Annotated in this window: 12 protein-coding genes; 6 read left to right on the forward strand and 6 right to left on the reverse strand. The window is 71.3% G+C overall.

Features of this window, described 5'->3' with window-relative positions:
- Window positions 1–25: 25 nt before the first annotated feature.
- From AB0M80_RS27575 to AB0M80_RS27595, 5 genes are read right to left on the reverse strand one after another with little or no spacing between them, the layout of a single operon-like run.
- Window positions 26–2,401, reverse strand: coding sequence for an RICIN domain-containing protein (locus AB0M80_RS27575; RefSeq protein ID WP_364570713.1), 2,376 nt, complete (start codon window positions 2,399–2,401; stop codon window positions 26–28).
- Window positions 2,402–2,425: 24 nt separating this feature from the next.
- A complete protein-coding gene (locus AB0M80_RS27580) occupies window positions 2,426–4,339 on the reverse strand; it encodes a hypothetical protein (protein WP_364570716.1) in 1,914 nt (637 codons plus the stop codon).
- 30 nt (window positions 4,340–4,369) lie between these two features.
- Window positions 4,370–5,302, reverse strand: a complete 933-nt coding sequence (locus AB0M80_RS27585; protein WP_364570718.1) for a carbohydrate ABC transporter permease — start codon at window positions 5,300–5,302, stop codon at window positions 4,370–4,372.
- Entirely contained in the window at window positions 5,292–6,176 is an 885-nt protein-coding gene (locus tag AB0M80_RS27590) for a sugar ABC transporter permease (protein WP_364570721.1), read from the reverse strand. The genes AB0M80_RS27585 and AB0M80_RS27590 overlap by 11 nt, the downstream gene beginning before the upstream one ends.
- A complete protein-coding gene (locus tag AB0M80_RS27595) occupies window positions 6,173–7,498 on the reverse strand; it encodes an ABC transporter substrate-binding protein (RefSeq protein ID WP_364570724.1) in 1,326 nt (441 codons plus the stop codon). The genes AB0M80_RS27590 and AB0M80_RS27595 overlap by 4 nt, the downstream gene beginning before the upstream one ends.
- A gap of 320 nt (window positions 7,499–7,818) precedes the next feature.
- Between AB0M80_RS27595 and AB0M80_RS27600 the strand changes: the two genes are divergently transcribed.
- The 5 genes from AB0M80_RS27600 to AB0M80_RS27620 all read left to right on the forward strand — a co-directional run bounded on the left by AB0M80_RS27600 (window position 7,819) and on the right by AB0M80_RS27620 (window position 14,676).
- Complete coding sequence (locus AB0M80_RS27600) at window positions 7,819–8,562, forward strand: FadR/GntR family transcriptional regulator (protein WP_364570727.1); 744 nt, start codon at window positions 7,819–7,821, stop codon at window positions 8,560–8,562.
- A gap of 109 nt (window positions 8,563–8,671) precedes the next feature.
- On the forward strand, window positions 8,672–10,042 hold the full coding sequence (locus AB0M80_RS27605; protein ID WP_364570730.1) for an RICIN domain-containing protein: 1,371 nt from the start codon (window positions 8,672–8,674) through the stop codon (window positions 10,040–10,042).
- 4 nt (window positions 10,043–10,046) lie between these two features.
- Entirely contained in the window at window positions 10,047–11,075 is a 1,029-nt protein-coding gene (locus AB0M80_RS27610) for a LacI family DNA-binding transcriptional regulator (protein WP_364570733.1), read from the forward strand.
- Between the two features lie 102 nt (window positions 11,076–11,177).
- Complete coding sequence (locus AB0M80_RS27615; protein ID WP_364571178.1) at window positions 11,178–12,617, forward strand: arabinofuranosidase catalytic domain-containing protein; 1,440 nt, start codon at window positions 11,178–11,180, stop codon at window positions 12,615–12,617.
- Between the two features lie 214 nt (window positions 12,618–12,831).
- Window positions 12,832–14,676: an RICIN domain-containing protein gene (locus AB0M80_RS27620; protein WP_364570736.1), complete on the forward strand. Its 1,845-nt coding sequence runs from the start codon at window positions 12,832–12,834 to the stop codon at window positions 14,674–14,676.
- A 19-nt stretch (window positions 14,677–14,695) separates the two neighbouring features.
- Here AB0M80_RS27620 and AB0M80_RS27625 read toward each other — a convergent pair whose 3' ends face one another.
- Window positions 14,696–15,874, reverse strand: a complete 1,179-nt coding sequence (locus AB0M80_RS27625; protein ID WP_364570739.1) for an oxygenase MpaB family protein — start codon at window positions 15,872–15,874, stop codon at window positions 14,696–14,698.
- A 154-nt stretch (window positions 15,875–16,028) separates the two neighbouring features.
- On the opposite strand from AB0M80_RS27625, the gene AB0M80_RS27630 reads away from it, so the two are divergent.
- Complete coding sequence (locus AB0M80_RS27630) at window positions 16,029–17,192, forward strand: helix-turn-helix domain-containing protein (RefSeq protein ID WP_364571180.1); 1,164 nt, start codon at window positions 16,029–16,031, stop codon at window positions 17,190–17,192.
- Window positions 17,193–17,243: the final 51 nt, after the last annotated feature.

Genomic DNA, 17,243 nt, shown 5'->3' on the forward strand with positions numbered 1-17,243 from the left:
GACGGGAAACCTTTCGGAAGTTCGGTCAGCTCAGGGACCACTTCTGGTTGTTCGCCCCGCTGCAGGTGGCGAGCTGGATCGCCGTGCCGTTCGCGGTCCCGGAGCCGGTGACGTCGAGGCACAGTCCGGATGGGACACCGGTGATGGTGCCGTTGGCGTTGACCTGCCAGCGCTGGTTGGCCTGGCCGTTGCAGTTCCAGATGACGACCTTGGTGCCCGGGCTGGTGCCCTGACCGGAGGCGTCCAGGCACCGGGTGCTGTCGCCGCTGTAGACGGACAGCTCACCGGCGGTGGTCCGGGCCCACGACTGGTTGGTGCCGCCGTGGCAGTCCCAGATCTGCACCTGGGCGCCGGGGGTGGTGCTGACGCCGTTGACGTCGAGGCACTTGTTCGCGCCCACCGCCCGCACCGGGCCCGCGGCCGGGCCGGGCCCGGTGCCGCCGGTGCCCGCGGCGGCGATGACCTGCTGGGCTTCCGACGGCCAGTTCGTTCCGCTGACCTGCACGTTCCCGCTCAGGACGTTGTTGTGCGGCGACCCGGTGGCCACCTGGGTCGCGCCGCCGTTCAGCCAGTTGCCGCGGAAGGTGTTGTCGTTGGTGTTGTTGTTCCCGTTGGCGTTGGTGAAGGCCCAGACCCCGGAGTCCTGGATCACGTTGGCCGACAGGGTCACGTACCGGGAGCCCTCGTCCAGGTACAGCCCGACCGTGCGGTTGTTGTCGTAAACGTGGTTGTGGTCGATGGAGCTGCCCGGGTTGGCGGAGAGGTTGTAGATGCTCCCGCCGTCGTGCATCAGTTTCTTCGTGCCGTGCACGCGGTTGTAGCTGACCACCGTGTCCCGCAGCGTGGTCGGCGTGGTGTAGACGGGCTGGTAGTCGTACAGGCCGCGGTTGCGGTAGTCCTGGCTGCCGCCCTGGTCGTTGGCGCCCCAGCCCCAGCCGACGTCGATGCCGTCGTAGGTGAGGTTGGCGACGTCGTTGTGCGTGATGACGGTGTGCGTCGCGTAGGTCGACAGGATGCCGGCCATCTCCCGGTAGTCGAGGGCGACCCGGCTGACCGTGTTGTACGAGATGGTGATGTCCTTGTTGGTCATCGCGGGGTTGGAGGGGTGGTGCGCGTCGGGGCGCACCCCGCCGACGATGACGCCACCGCCCGAGTTCTCGGTGAAGGTGTTGTGGTCCACGGTGATCGACGACGCCCCGAGGCCGATGCCGGAGGCGTGGGCGTTCGCGTCGTTGCCGATCCCGAGGGCCACCTGGCCGAGGTGGGTGAAGGTGTTGCCGCTGAAGGTGATCCCCGTGGCGGCCGAGACCTGGACGGCGGCGGGCGCCTGCGCCCAGCCGTTGCGGGCGCCCTCGAACTGCTTGCAGCCCGACTGGCAGGAGGTCAGGAAGTCGCCCGGCATCGGGGCCGCGGCCGGGAGGAACGTGCCGGTCTGCTGGTTCGCGTACCCGACCGACGTGCTGGGGGTGAGCCAGGTGGTGTGCTCGAAGTTCAGGCCCTTGACGGCGATGCCGCGCACCGGGTTGTCGTAGGTGCCGCTGATCTGCAGCAGCGACTCCAGCCGCGGGAGCTCGACGTCGTGGCTGCCGGGCACCCAGCCACCGGGTGCCTTGTAGTAGAGCTTCCCGGCCTGCGGGTCCAGGTACCACTGGCCGGTGTTCTTGAGGAAGGAATACGAGTTCTCGAGGAACAGCTGGCCGCCGCCGAAGGGCTTGGCGAGGGTGTCGTAGCCCCAGTTGTTGTTGTTCCACGCCGGTTGCTGCATGACGATCGAGGTGCCGCTGATGCGGTCGACGGGGGAGTAGCGGTCGGTGAACGAGTTCTGGCTCTCCACCTCGATCCGGTTCTGCTGAGGCAGCGTGGCGAGGTAGTTCAGCGCGGAATTGGTGATGGTCATCCCGGACGTGGTGAACTGCACGTCGTTGCGGGAGAGCGGGATCGCCGCGCGCGGGGCGAGCGCGCCGTCGACGAACAGCTGCCGGGAGTCGGCGCCCTGTGGCACGGACGCCACCCAGATGTTCTGGCCCGCGTCCTGCACCGACCAGCCGGTGACCTGGCTGCCGCCGGAGAGGACCGGCGTCTGGCCGGGTGCGGCCTGCCAGGTGACGGTGTGGCCGTTCTGCCCGGAGTCGGCGCTGGTGAACCGCAGCGGGGCGGACAACCGGTAGGTGCCGCCGGCGAGCTGCACGACGACGTCGTTGCCGGCCGCCTGGGCGCGGGCCAGCTGCTGGGCCTTCGCCGGGGTGGCGACCGGCTGGGCGGGGGTGCCGGGATTGGCGTCGTCACCGTTCGGGGCGACGGCGATCGTGACGGTCGCGGCGTGGGCGGACGGCGTGGCGAGCGCGGTCACCACGAGGGCGGTGGCGAGCGCGACAGCCACGGATCTGGTGCGCGGCGGCATGGCGGGGACCTCTCCGGAGACGGGTTACGGTGCGTCGAAGGGGGTGCGGTAGGACGGCGGACGGGTGCGCAGGTCGAGGCCCAGGGTGAGCCGGACGGTGGTGGAGCGGGGGAGCCGCACGGTCAGCCACGGCCCGTCGACGCGGATCGCGGCCGAGGTGATCCGGGGCTCGGTGTGGCCGTAGTCGTAGAGCCCGCCGATCCAGGACGGGTCGTCGCAGGCGGTGTGGTGTGCGGTGCGGATGGTGTGCTCGGCGAACGCCCCGGCCTGCACGATCACCTCGTGGTCGGCCGACGGGGCGAGGTTGACCAGGTCGACGACGGTCGCCTCGGGGTCGATGCGGGAGACGAGCGCGGCCACCGAAGGCGGCAGGCCGGGCCGCCGGGCAGCGGCGTCGTGGTAGCGCACGCGAGCCTGCTGCAGGCCGCCGTTGTACAGCACCTGCGGGCCACCCCAGGTCAGCTGGACCAGCGCCTCGGTGACCACGGGGTTGGCCTGCTGCCACAGGTGGATGTCGGCCTCGGCGACGTCCTCGCCGCGGTGGCGCTCCACGCGGGCGAGGCGGTGGCGGACCTGGGCCTGCGCGGCGGCGAGGATGCGCTCCGGGTAGGCGGGGTCGTCCCCGGCGAGGAAGGCGAGCCAGGGTTCTTCGTGGCCGCCCTCTTCCTTGTTGCGGAACGGCCGCACGGTGGTCCAGTCGTACCCGCCGGCCGCGCGCAGCCGCTCGATCCGCTCCCGGTCGACCGGTGCGGCCGAGTGGTGCCACAACGCGGCGGGCACGGCCATCAGCATCGGGTTGTGGTCGAACCAGCCGCGGTCGGAGTATCGGAAGGGGACGTGCAGCGTCGGCGCGCGGACGTCCGTGCCGAGCTGGGCGGTCCACCGGGACTGCAGGCTCGAGTCCGCCTCGGCGAAGGTCATCACCTTGCCCTGGGCGATGATCTCGTCCAGGGCCGGGCGGACCAGGTCGAGGAAGGATTCGTCGCCGGTGGCCGCGACCGCGGCGAGGGCGGCCACGGTGGCGGCCTGCCCGACGCTGTACCAGCCGTGCGGCCAGGACCAGCCGTAGTGCCCGCCGTACCAGCGGCCCTCCAGCAGCCCGCCGACCGTGCCGTCGGGGGCGACGTTGTCCGGGACGATCCCGCCGTTGGCGGCCGCGCGGGCGCACCAGGCGCCGACGTACTCGGCGATCCAGTCCCGGTACCGCTGTTCGCCGGTCAGCATCAGCGCGTTGAGCACCAGCCCGGTGGTGGCCAGGTTGACCGCGGTGTCGCCGACGCCGGCTCGGCGCCGCAGCTGGTCGCCCAGCCGCGGATCGTGCTCGCGCGGGGGCTCCTCGGCTCCGGGCGGCAGAACCCAGTCCAGGGGAAAGCCGTACATCCGGGCTTCTTCGGGCAGCCAGGGGTAGGAGCGGCCGTCGAACAGGCCTTCCCGGTCGGGGTCGCTGCCGTTGTGCGGACGGCGGACGATCCGGTGCACCGGATCGTAGTTGCCGTGCGCGGGGTCGACGTAGAGGTCGGCGAACCGGCGGGCCCGCTCGGTCCAGCGCCCGGGCGCGGCCAGGCACAGGAAGTAGAACAGCAGCAGGCTTTCGCCCTGGTGGAACCAGTCGTACCCGCGTTCGTACTCCTCGTGCAGCATCCCCAGCTCGGTGAGCTGGCGGGTGACGCCTTCCCAGTGCCGCTCGGCCGCGGGGAGCAGGTCGTCGGCCCCGCCGAGCAGGTAGAGCTGCGGCCAGTTGAAGAAGGTCTCGTAGAAGTCGTCCACGCCGTCACGGGTGGAGAGCCGGCCGCGGTAGGCCAGCCGTCCGTCCGGGCCGGTGAAGCCGTGGTCGAACGCGCGCCAGGCGCGGTCGAGCAGGTCGAACAGGCCGCGCTGGGCCAGTGCCCAGCCCGGCGGTTCGAGTAGCGGCACCGAGGCCGTGATCACGGGGTCCATCCCTGGCGTCCTCCCGTTCGCGTGGGCGGATCAGTGTTTGGTGGCTCCGGCGAGCATGCCGGTGACGAGAAACCGTTGGGAGAACAGGAACACGACGAGCACCGGGGTGATCGCCAGCAGCGTGGCCAGCGCCAGCACCGGACGCTCGACGGCGAGCCCGCCGACGGTCGGGTTGAACTGCGGGACGTCGTTGAGCAGGGTGCCGAGGCCGACCTGGACCGGGAACCGGCCGCTCTCCGGCAGCATCACGTACGGCAGGAAGTAGTTGGTCCAGTTGGCCACGAAGCTGAAGAACCCGACCAGCGCGACCACCGGCGTGGCCAGCGGCAGGGCGACCCGGCGGAACACGCCGAACTCCGAGCAGCCGTCGAGCCGCGCGGCGTCGAGCAGGTCCTTCGGCAGGGCGGTGGTGAAGTAGATGTAGGCCAGGTACACCCCGAAGGGGTAGAAGGCGTACGGCAGGACGATCGACCACATCGTGCCGATCAGGTGCACGGTGTTGAGCTCCAGGAACAACGGCACCACCAGGGTGGCGTTCGGCATGAGCATGACGACCAGGGTCGTCACGAGCAGCACGTGCCGGCCGCGGAACTCGGTCTTGGCCAGCGCGTACCCGGCGGGCACCGCCACGAACAGCGTGATCACGAGCGCGAAGGACGAATAGAGCGCCGAATTGCCCAGCCAGCCGAAGATCGCGCCGCCCTGGTAGGAGACCAGCGCGGCCCAGTTGCCGCCCAGCGCCCGCCAGGAGCCGAAGGACAGTGGATGGCCGTGCACCAGCTGCTGGTCGGTCTTGGTCGCGGCCAGCACCAGCCACAGCACCGGCAGCACGAAGAACAGCACGAACAGCGCGAGGACGACGCCGGGCAGGGGGTTCGGCAGCCGGCGTCCCCGGGGGGCCCGGGACCGGGGGACGGCCGCGGTGCGGGCCGGTGCGGGCGGCCGCTCGAGGTCAATCGGCATCGAAGAACCTCGACCGGGTCACGAACACGGCCGCCACGACCAGGCCGACCACCAGCAGCTCGACCGAGATGGCGGCCGCGGTGCCGACGTCGTCGTTCTGGAAGGCGAAGTCGTAGGACAGCTGGTTGAGCGAGTAGTCCCGGCCGGCCACGCCGACGCTGGCCTGTGACAGCAGCTGTGGCTCCACGAACAGCTGGGTGCCACCGGCGAACGCCAGGATCACCATGTAGACGATCCACTTGCGCAGCAACGGGAGCTGGATCCGCCACGCGGTTTGCCAGGCACCGGCGCCGTCGATCCGGGCCGCTTCGAGGACGTCGGGGGAGATGGTGTTCAACGCCCCGTACAGCACCACGATCCACCCGCCCGCGCCGGTCCAGAACGCGATCAGCGTGAACAGCACCGGCAGGTGCTCGAACGCGACGACCCGGCCGAACGTGTCGAACCCCAGGCCCCGCAGCAGGAACCCGGCCGGGCTGACGGCCGGGTCCAGCATGAACAGCCACACCAGCACACTCGCCGCGCCGGCGAGGGCGCCCGGGATGTAGTACAGGAACCGCAGGGCCCGGCCGGCGGTGCGCGCGCCGATGCGGTGCAGCAGCAAGGCCAGGCCGACCACGAACACCACCAGCGCCGCGAGCCAGAAGACCAGGTACAGCGCGACGTGCCCGGCGGCCGCGGCGAACCGGAAGTCCCGTGCCGCGGTCGCGAAGTTCGTGAGCCCGGTGAAGCCACCGCCCGCGTCGGTGACCGCGAAGGAAATCGCGTAGCCGGTCGGGACGACGCCGAACACGATGAGCAGCACCACGTAGGCGGCGACGAAGCCGTAGCCCGCCCGGCCGGACCGCCGTCGCCCGGCCACCGGCGCGCTCATTGCTGCTTGACTTCGTAGCCGGTGGACCGGGCGTAGTTCTCGATCGCGCTCTGCCACGCCGGGAGCAGCGACACGATGGTCTTGCCCGCCGTCAGGCCCGGGGTGACGGTGGCCGCCCAGATCGCCTCCTGGCTGAACTGGCCGTAGCCCCAGCCGGACCAGATCTGGCCGGCCGCGGTCTGCAGCGGCCCGGCGATGTCCCCCGCGTAGTAGCCGGAGGCGGCCTGGTTCGCCAGCCACGTCTTCGCGGCCTGCCGGTGCGCGGGGTAACCGGGCGCGAGCTTGCCCTGGTAGTCGTCCGAGGTGGTGACCCAGGTGAGGAAGTCCGTGGCGGCCTTGAGGTGGTGGCTGTGCGCGGAGAGCAGCCACGTCCCGCCGCCGACGTTGCCCGCCGAAGGGCTCGGGTCGCCGGGCCACTGCGGCATCGGGGCGACGGCCACCTGGCCCGCCGGGGTCTTGAAGGTCTCCTTGAACAGGGAGCCGCCGTACCAGGACGGGCCGGGCAGCACGAGGATCTTGTCCGCGGAGTTCTTGTCGAAGTCGGAGCTGAACACGCTGCTGGTGGACATGCTGCCGGCCTTGATCAGCGTGTCCAGCAGCTGCGCCATCCGCGTGCAGTTCGGCTCGGTGGCGGTGACCGTGACGGCCTTCGGGCCGGTGATCCGGTTGGCGCCGCACTTGCTCGCCCAGAGGTAGATCTCCGGCGTGAACGTGTCACCCGCCGCCCCGACCAGGTAGCCCGGGTGCTCGGTGGCCACCTTCTGCCCCAGCGCCTGGTACTCCGGCCACGTCGCCGGAACCCGGTACCCCCACTGCTTCATCAGCGCGGTGTTGTACCAGAGCACGGTCTGGGAGAGGTCGTTGCGCAGGCAGTACACCGTGCCGTCCACCGTGCAGGGATCGTTGGCGCCGGGGGCCCAGCCGTCCAAAGCAGCCTGCGGCATCAGGCCTTTGTTCAGCGGCGCCGTGAAGTTCGCCTGCCTGGCCCAGGAAACCTCGTTGTTCTGCGAGCTGAACACCACGTCCGGCCAGCCTTCGCCGGTGCGGTTGAACAGGCTCACCTTGGTCTGGAGGTAGTTCGAGCCGTTGGCGTCCCCGTCGTAGCCGACGATGTCGAGCTTCGCATCGGGATGCTGCTTTTGGTACAGCTGGGCGGCGGCCATCCGGGTCGAATCCACCCACACCGTCAGCGTTCCGCCGGTCTGTGCGGTCGGCGTGAAGCCGTTTTGGGCCGGTGACGCGCCGCCGCCGCTCGCGCAGCTCGCCGTGATCGCCGTGGCGAGTGCTGCGGCGAGGACGGTCGCGTGTCTCCTGCCCCTCATCAGCTACTCCACTTCGTCGTGGCACCCGCCGGCAAGCCGGCCGGGCGGACCGGTGCAGGATGTGTATTACTTACCGCGGCGAGAAAAGCCGGACGGTGATCGAAAGTTTCGACGCTGCGGGCCGGTTTTCCTCTGGTGGCTCGGGGATCTATGAGAGCAGCGCACCTCCCCGACGTCAAGCAATGAGCATGCTCATTGCTCCGTCCTGGCGCTCCTGCCGGTCGCAAAGATGTAAGTTTCACAGCACTTTGACAAAGATTGACCGGATGACGGGTGAGCGAGGTAAGGTGCTGCCCTGGGTACTGAGTCATACTCATTCGGTGACCCGTGACGAGGAAGTAGTACCGCCGGTCCCGTACCGCCCCGGCTACGAGGTGGTGGCGGAGCAGATCCTGCAACTCATCGCCGAACTGGAGCTGCGGCCCGGCGACCGGATGCCGACCGAGAACGAGCTGGCGGCGCGGATGGGAACCAGCCGGACCGTGGTGCGGGAGGCCGTCAAGATCCTCTCGGCGATCGGCCGGGTGCGAGCGCACAAAGGACGTGGGCTGTATGTCTCCGACGACGAGGGCATGCTCGGTGGTTCCCGGTGGGGAGCGTTCTTCCTGCCGGCCGATCTCGACCACGTCTACATGCTCTTCGAGTTCCGGCGGATCCAGGAGACCGCCGCCAGCCGGCTGGCGGCGGCCAACGCCACCCCCGCCGAGCTGCGGGCGATCGAGGCCGCCGCCGAGACCTGCCGGCACGGCCACCTGACCGGTCAGCCCGCGCTGTTCGACCGGGGCGACGACGACTTCCACGTCGGGATCGCCGCCGCGTCGCACAACCAGTTCCTCGTCGCGGCCGTGCGCGAGGCCCGTCGCCTGCAACGCCAGTCGAACATCATCGGGATGTCCGGCGCGATCGGCGGGCACGCGGTGGGCGCGATCGAGGAGCACCGGGCGATCTACCGGGCGATCCGCGACGGCGACCCGGACGCGGCGGCCCAGGCCGCCGGCGTTCACCTCGACAACACGCTGGAGGACTACCGCCGGGAGATCCAGCGGCGCCTCTTCGGCCCGTGACCGCGCTCCGATCGCGGGCCGCCGGTGAGCGTCCATTGTGGACTTTCTGCTCCGGGGTTTCCCCGACCCCGGAGGACAACGACGTCCGAAGACCAGAGGGAGCCATGTGATGGTGCAACGCAGATCCCTGTTCGCCTCCGCCGTGATCGGAGCCGTGCTCGCCCTGACCGCGAGCGGCACCGCGCAGGCGGCCGCGCCCGGCCCGGCGGAGCCGGCCGCCGCAGCCGCCGGCACCGCGGGCTGCGGGAAAGCCCCCGGGCTGGCCGGCGGCAACCACACGATTTCCAGCGGCGGGCAGAACCGCAGCTACATCCTGCGGGTGCCGGCCAACTACGACAACAACCACCCGTACCGCCTGTTCGTCGGCCTCCACTGGCGGGGCGGCACCGCGAACGACGTCGACTCGGGCGGGACCGACGGCTACAACTGGTCCTACTACGGGCTCCGGCGGCTGGCGGACAGCGCCGGCAACAACACGATCTTCGTGGCGCCCCAGGGCAACGGCAACGGCTGGGCCAACCCCGGCGGCCAGGACGTGACCTTCATCGACGACCTGCTGCGGCAAGTCGAGGCCGCCCTGTGCGTCGAGACGTCACAGGTCTTCGCCGGCGGCTTCAGCTACGGCGGCGCCATGAGCTACGCCCTCGCCTGCGCCCGGCCCACGGTGTTCCGCGCGGTCGCCGTCTATTCCGGGGCGAACCTCAGCGGGTGCAGCGGCGGGACCCAGCCGGTCGCGTACATCGGGATGCACGGCATCGGGGACAACGTCCTGCCCATCTCCTCCGGCCGGTCGCTGCGCGACCAGTTCGTCCGGAACAACGGCTGCACCCCGCAGAACCCGCCGGAGCCCTCGGGCGGGAGCCGGACCCACATCGTCACCGCCTACTCCGGCTGCCGGGCCGGGTACCCGGTCGTCTGGGCCGCCTTCGACGGCGGGCACGACCCCGGTCCGCGCGACGGCTGCACCTGCAGCGGCTGGCAGACCTGGACCTCGGGCGAGGTGTGGAAGTTCATCACGCAGTTCGACTCCTCCACCCAGCCGCCGACCCCGCCGGTCCAGACCGGCGTGAACTACAAGCTGGCGGCCCAGCACAGCGGCAAGCTCATGGAGATCGCCGGCTCGTCCACGGCGGCCGGAGCGCTCCTGCAGCAGTGGGCGGCCACCGGTGGCCTCAACCAGCAGTTCGACTTCGTCGATTCCGGTGACGGCTACTACCGCGTCCGGGCCCGCCACAGCGGCCTGGTGCTCCAGGCGGCGAACGCCGGCAGCGGCGCGGACATCAGCCAGCAGGCCGACACCAACGCCACCGCCCAGCAGTGGCGGGTGGTCGACCAGGGCAGCGGCGCGGTCAGCCTGGTGAACCGGCTGAGTGGCCTGGCGCTGGACGTGTGGGGCGTTTCGACCGCCGACGGCGCGCGGATTTCCCAGTGGACGTTCAGCGGGAACGCCAACCAGCGTTTCCAGCTCCAGCGCGCCTGAACCCGTGTCCATCGCCGAGCCGTCCGGCTTCCGTCCCACCCTGGCCGACGTCGCGCGGGCGGCGGGGGTGTCGATCGCCACTGCTTCCCGCGTGCTGAACGGATTTCCCCGGGTGAGCCCGGAACGACGCAAACAGGTGGAGTCCGCGATGCTGGCGCTGGGCTACGCCCGGCAGCGGGCGGCGCGGGCGCCGAGCGCACGGCACACCGGTTCGATCGCGCTGGTGGTCTGCGAGGAAGTGCCGCGGTTGTTCACCGACCCGTACTTCCCGCGGATCGCCGCCGGGGTCGGCCGGGAGCTGACCGCGGTGGGGGTGCAGCTCGTGCTGCTCACCGTGCCGGCCACGGAGGATTACCAGGCGCCCGTGGTGCGGTTCCTCGACGGCGGGCACGTCGACGGCGCGCTGGTCGTCGGCATGCACGGCCGCCGGCCGCTCGACCTGGACTGGCTGGGCATCCCGGTGGTGTTCGGCGGCCGGCCGGTCCAGGCCGGGCGGGTGGGCCGGCTGCCGTACGTGGACGCGGACAACGAGGGCGGTGCGCGGCTGGCGACCCAGCGGTTGCTCGACGGCGGACGGCACACGGTGGCGACCGTCGCCGGGCCGCAGGACATGACCGCGGGCGTCGACCGGCTGCTCGGGTACCGGCAGGCGATGACGCGGGCCGGCCGGTACGACGAGAGCCTCGTGGTGTGCGGCGACTTCGGGCAGGGGTCGGGCGAGTACGCGACGTCCCGGCTGCTGGCCCGCCGGCCGGACATCGACGGGATCTTCGCCGCCTCGGACATGATGGCGGTCGGGGCGTTGCGCGCGCTTCGCCGGGCCGGCCGGAAAGTACCCGGTGACGTCGCCGTCGTCGGGTTCGACGATCTCCCGATCAGCTGCTGGACGGATCCGCCGCTCACCACCGTGCGCCAGCCGGTGGAGGAAATGGGCGCCCGGATGACCGCCGAACTGCTGGCGATGATCGACGGCTCGCCCCCGCGTCGGTGCACGGTGCTCGACACCGAGCTGGTGCCGCGGAAGTCGGCGTGACTGTGTTGTCTACTGAGGCGTTGTCCACTGAGGCGTTGTCCACTGAGGCCGTCCGTTGAGTCTGTCTACAACGGACGGCCGACTCGAGGAGGAATCGTGTCCGTGCGCGTGATCGTGATGGTGGCCGCGATGGTGGTGACGGCACTGGCCGGTGCGGCACCGGCTTGGGCGGCGCCGGCGCCGCTGGTGGGCGCGGCGTCGGGACGGTGCCTGAACGTGAAGGGCGGCACCGACGCGCCGGGAACGGCGCTGGAGATCCAGGACTGCACCGGGCAGGCCGGGCAGGCGTACGAGTTCACCGCGGCGGGCGAGCTGCGGACGCTGAACGGCACGCGGTGCGTGGACGCCTCCGGCAACCAGACCTCGCCCGGGACGGCGGCGATCATCTGGTCGTGCCACGGCGGGGCGAACCAGCAGTGGCGGCAGAACGCCGACGGGACGATCAGCGGAGTCCAGTCGGGCCTGTGCCTGGACGTGACCGGCGCCGGCACGGCCAACGGCACCGCGGTCGTCCTGTGGACCTGCCACGGCCAGAGCAACCAGCGGTGGAGCACCGCGACGACCCCGCCGCCGACCGGCACGGCGCCGTGCGACATCTACGCTTCCGGTGGCACGCCGTGCGTCGCCGCGCACAGCACGGTGCGAGCGCTCTACGGCACCTACGCGGGCAACCTGTACCAGGTCCGGCGCTCGTCCGACAACACGACCAGGAACGTCGGTGTCCTGAAGGCGGGCGGCACCGCCGACGCGGCCGCCCAGGACTCGTTCTGCACCGGCACGACCTGTGTCGTCACGGTGGTCTACGACCAGTCCGGGCGCGGGAACGACCTGTGGTACCAGGGTTCGAGTGTGGTCCCGGGGTCCAGCCAGAGCAGCCCGGCGAAGGCCACGTCGGAGTCGCTCACGGTCGGGGGCGCGAAGGCGTACTCCCTGTACATCAACCCCGGCAACAGCTACTGGCGGGACGGTCACCTGACCGGGGTGCCGACCGGCAGTGCTCCCGAGGGCATGTACATGGTGACCAGCGGGACGCACGTCAACAGCGGCTGCTGCTTCGACTACGGCAACAGCGAGACGACCAGGAAGGCCGACGCGGCCGGGGCGATGGACGCGATCAACTTCGGCACCCAGTGCTGGTTCGGCGGGTGCTCCGGCACCGGGCCGTGGGTGCAGGCCGACCTCGAGTGGGGGCTGTACCCGGGCGGCAGCCAGCAGTGGAACCCGAACCAGCGGGCGCTGCCGAGCAAGTTCGTCACGGCGATGCTGAAGAACAACGGGACGTCCCGGTTCGCGCTCAAGGGCAGCAACGCCCAGTCGGGCGGCCTCGCGACGATGTGGGACGGCGGCCTCCCCGGCGGCTACAGCCCGATGAAGAAGCAGGGCGCGATCATCCTGGGCAGTGGCGGCGATTGCTGCAAGCCCGGCGGCGGGGCGAACCTGAGCGCGGGCACGTTCTACGAAGGGGCGATGGTCGCGGGCTACCCCTCGGACGCGACCGACAACGCGGTGCAGGCGAACGTCGTCGCCGCCGGCTACCGCTGAGCCGCTGGGGCGGACGGAAGGGGCTTTCCTCGTGAGGTGGCGCGGGGGAGGCCCCTTCCTGTCTCGACGGCGGCGCCTACCCGTCGCCGAACCGGTTCGCCTCCATTTGGCCGATTGTCGGTGAATTGCCTGCAGCGTACGTTCCTTGGTGGTCGAACCGGTTCGATGATCCGCGATCGGCCCCCCGCACGTCCACCCGCCGAAGGAGTCGTCAGTGGACCTCTCGCGTCAGCGGCCTCGCGTCCGCCGTGGCCTGGCCGCCCTCCTGATCACCGGAGCACTGGCCGGTGCCTCCGCCGTGGCCCTGCCCGGGCCGGCCCAGGCCGCGGACGAGTCGGTCTCGGTCGACTTCTCCGCCGCCGGCGGCGCGCCCACCTACCGGGCTTCCGGCTGGATCTACGGCATGACCGAGAACGCGTCGGCGCCGCCCGACCACTTCTTCCGGGACGTGCGCTTCCAGGCGATGCGGGCCGGGGGTGCGCAGCTGGACAGCCCGGGCGGCTGGGTGTCGGGCAAGTACGACCGGCGCTGGAACGCCACCCGCGCCCAGCTCCTGCGCACCCGTTCGCTCGGCGGCCGGTTCGTCCTGCTGGTGCACGACCTCTGGGGCGCGGACGGCTACCCGATCTCCCGGTTCCCCGGCGACAACGGCGACTGGTCGGACTACGACGCCTTCCTCACCCGCCTGATCAACGACGTGCGGGCGACGGGGGCGCCGGTGGAGTGGGACATCTGGAACGAGCCCAACATCACGCTGTTCTGGAACCGGCCGCAGAGCCAGTACTTCGCCATGTGGCAGCGCGCGTACCAGCGCATCCGGGCGGCCTTCCCGGCGCAGCCGATCGTCGGCCCCAGCCTCGCCGGGGTGCCGTCGACGTCGGGGAGCTGGTGGACGCAGTACCTCGACTTCGTCCGCGGCTCGAGCACGGTTCCGGACATCGTGAGCTGGCACTCCCTGCCGGGCGACCCGGTGGCGAACGTCGCCGCGGCCGACGCGTCACTCGGCTCGCGCGGCATCCCGCACCCGCGGCCCTACCAGATCAACGAGTACGGGGCCTCGAACGAGCAGAACCCCGGTGACGGCGCCTGGTACATCGCCCGGCTCGAGCGGGCCGGCGCCGACGGGCTGCGCGCCAACTGGGCGAGCGGCGGGAACCTGCACAACGACCTCGGCAACCTGCTCGTCCGCAACTCCGCGGGCCGCTACCAGCCCAAGGGTGAGTGGTGGGCCTACCGCTTCTACGGCTCACAGACCGGCCAAATCGTGGCCACGAAGCCCAGCCCGGGCTACGACCCCTTCGCCACCAAGGCGAACGGGGTGGCCAAGGTTCTTGTCGGCGGGGGCGGCACGACCGGGAACGTCGCGGTCGCGCTGCAGCGCCTGGACACCACCTCCGGCATCGTCCAGAACAACCAGGTGCGGGTAGTCGTCCAGCGGATCCCGTACAACGGCGGAGCCGCGGTCCAGAGCCCGGTCACCGTCCGGGACTCGGTGGTGGCCGTCTCCGGCAACGCCGTGACCGTCGGCGTCCCGCACACCACCGTCGACGACGCGTTGAGCATCACCCTGCTGCCCCCGTCGGACGGCGGCTTCCAGTCCGTCGCCGTCGCCCAGCACTCCCAGCAGTGCCTGGACAACACCGACCTGGGTACGGCGGACGGCAACCGGCAGCAGCAGGACGTCTGCGAGGGCGGCGACCAGCAGCAGTGGAACTTCCGCCCGGTGTCCGGGGTCGCGGGCACCTACACCGTCGTCAACCAGCAGAGCGGCAAGTGCCTCGAGGTCGCCGGCGCCTCGACCGCCGACGGTGCGGCCGTCCAGCAGGGCAGCTGCACCGACGGCGCCGCGAACCAGCAGTTCTCACCGCGGAAAGTCACCTACGGCGGCAACGATTCCCACGACTACCAGCTCGTCGCCCGGCACAGCGGCAAGTGCGCCGACGTCGGCCAGGTCTCCACGGCCGCCCGCGCCCAGGTCCTGCAGTGGACGTGCCGGCCGGTCACCCAGAACAGCCCGCTCAACCAGACCTGGCGGTTGTGGGGCCGGGGGCCCGCCTGACGCCGCGGGCCCGGCGGGTTCAGGCGCCGGGCCGGTTGCCGGTGGGGATGGTGATGGGCGTGCTCGTCGAGGACTTGCCCTTGTTCAGGAACAGCATGGCGAGCGCGCGCACGAACTGGTCGAAGAGGAAGAAGCCTGCCGGGGCGATGGGCAGCAGCCCTTCCCGGAACGCGATGTATGCGGGCCACCCGGTGCGGACCAGGGTGGCCGCCGCGTAATCGCGCGGCAGGCCGAGCCAGTCGCCGACCTCGTTGCTGAGCACGTACCGCACGAACTCGTTGAGGAATCCCCGGGTGACACCCAGATCGATCTGGGCGGTCAGCCCCAGCAGGTCCGCGGCCAGCTCCTTGCCCTCGGGTGTCGGGGCGAGGAGCGGGGTGAGCACCCGGGCCGCCTGCGCGTCCGCCTCGGCCCAGGTCCGGGGGATGAACTCCTCCCGCACGCCGAGCAGGTGGATGGCGACCTGCCACTGGTGGAGGAAGGCCTCTTCGTCCGCGGCCGACATCGGGACGTGCCATTCGCGCAGCTTCCGGTGCACGAAGGTCCCGAGGCTGTGGAAGGTCACCAGGATGTCGCCGTTGCTGATCGGCACCCGCTCGTCGGCGACCGCCCGCCAGCGCGGTGACTGCGGCAGCAGGTGGCGCACCGCGGCGTGCACCAGGCGGGTCTTGTTGGCCGTGACCACGAACTGGCCCGCGGGTTCGAACGCGCCGGCTTCGCTCAGGTCGTAGCCGAAGGTGAACGTCTTGGCCGCGCGGTCCTGCATGTCGGCGCCGCCCGCGGACCAGTAGACCGACCTGGCCTCCCGCGGGATCACCGTGCTCATGATGCCGCTGCCGAGGCCGTAGAGCAGGAACAGGTAGGTGTCCTTGCGCCGGTTGAAGTCGGCGGCGCGGCGCAGCTTGGTGACGTCGGCCCAGGAGGGCAGCCGGTTCACCCGCTGGAGGTGGGCGGCGAGGTCGGCCGGGAGGTCGCCGGGCAGCGGGTCGCCGTTGTCCACCCACGACCGCAGCGCGGTGTTGACCGCGGGGATCCGGCCGCTGTCGACGAGGCCCGCCACCAGGGCGTCCACTTCGTCGTCCCAGACCCACCACGGGTCGGTTCCCGCGGCGGCCTCGGCCGGGACGACGCTCGTCGCGCTCACCAGACCGAGCGCGACGCCGAGGGTGAGAGCGTTCCTCCTGCTGAGATTCCTCATTTACTTACCTAGCTTCCTTGATAGGTAATGGGTACTTCTTGAGGAGATTCTCCATTAACATAGAAGCTGACGCGCGTGTCGGCAAGACCTGGCCGCCCTGTGGTTGACTGACACGCATGGCCCGATTCCGGCGGACCCGCCCCCGGCGGCCGCGGTGACCGCCGAGCCGGCCGCGGCCGTCCGGCCCCGCAACCGCAGGCAGCTCATCGTCGAGGCGGGCGCCACGGTGTTCAGCGAGCGCGGCTACCACGCGGCGTCCATGGAAGAGATCGCGGCCGGCGTGGGCATCACCGCGGCCGCCCTGTACCGGCACTTCCCGAACAAGTACGCCCTGTTCGCCGCGTGCGCGAACGTCATGGCGGACCGGCTCGTCGCCGCGCTCGGCGAGGTGCCCCCGGACGCGGCACTGGCGGACGTCTTCGCCGCCGTCACCCGGGTCACCGTCACCCACCGGGAGACCGGTGGCGTGTACCGGTGGGAGGCCCGGTACCTCGAGCGCGAAGACCGCCGGCTGCTCGCGGGCAAGTTCGCGCACGTCGTCGAGCGCGTCGCCGACGCGGTGCGGCGCGAGCACCCGGGGCCCGAGGAGCACCTGCGGGCCGTGGCGGCCCTCGGGGCCATCGGATCCATCACGACGCACCACAACTCGATCGCCCAGCGCCGGGTCGAAGACCTGCTGCAGGCCGCCGCCCTGCGCGTGGCGGCGACCGACCCCCTGGCGGCGCTCGCGCCCACGCGAGCCGTCGAGCTACCCGCCCCACCGGTGCCCCGGACCCGGCGCTCGGAAATCCTCGCGGCCGCCGTTCCCCTGTTCGAGCGGGACGGGTTCGCCACCGTCACGAACGGCCGGATCGCCGAGGCCGTGGGGCTGGTGCCGTCCGCGCTCTACCGGTACTTCCCGGGCAAGGCCGACATCCTGGCGGCCGCCTGCCTGCAGGCCGCGGGGCTGCTGGCCCAGGCGGTCGAACACAACCTCCGCGGGCTGACCGATCCGCACGACGCCCTGAGCGCGCTGACGGCGACCTACGTGGCGTACAGCTTCGGGCACAGCGCCCTCAACAGCGTGGCCAACGCCGAGATCGCCGGCCTGCCCGACGGCTTGCGCCGCCCCTTGGTCGTCGCGCAACGCGAACACATCGCCGTCTGGGAGCAGCACCTGCGGCAGGCGCGTCCAGGACTCGACGCACGCCAGGCGCGGATACTGGTGCACGCCGGGTTCGGCGTGGTCGTCGAGGCCGGCCGCCGGCTGCGCTGGCGGGACAGTCCCGGGCACCGCGCCGCTGTGGCCGCGCTGCTCGTGAGCGCCCTCGGTCTGTGACGCCGGGGTTTTCCGGCCACCGGCGACAAGATCGACGAAGTCACCTCGCGG

It is taken from the genome of Amycolatopsis sp. NPDC051045, from assembly GCF_040682955.1.
Taxonomy (GTDB): domain Bacteria; phylum Actinomycetota; class Actinomycetes; order Mycobacteriales; family Pseudonocardiaceae; genus Amycolatopsis.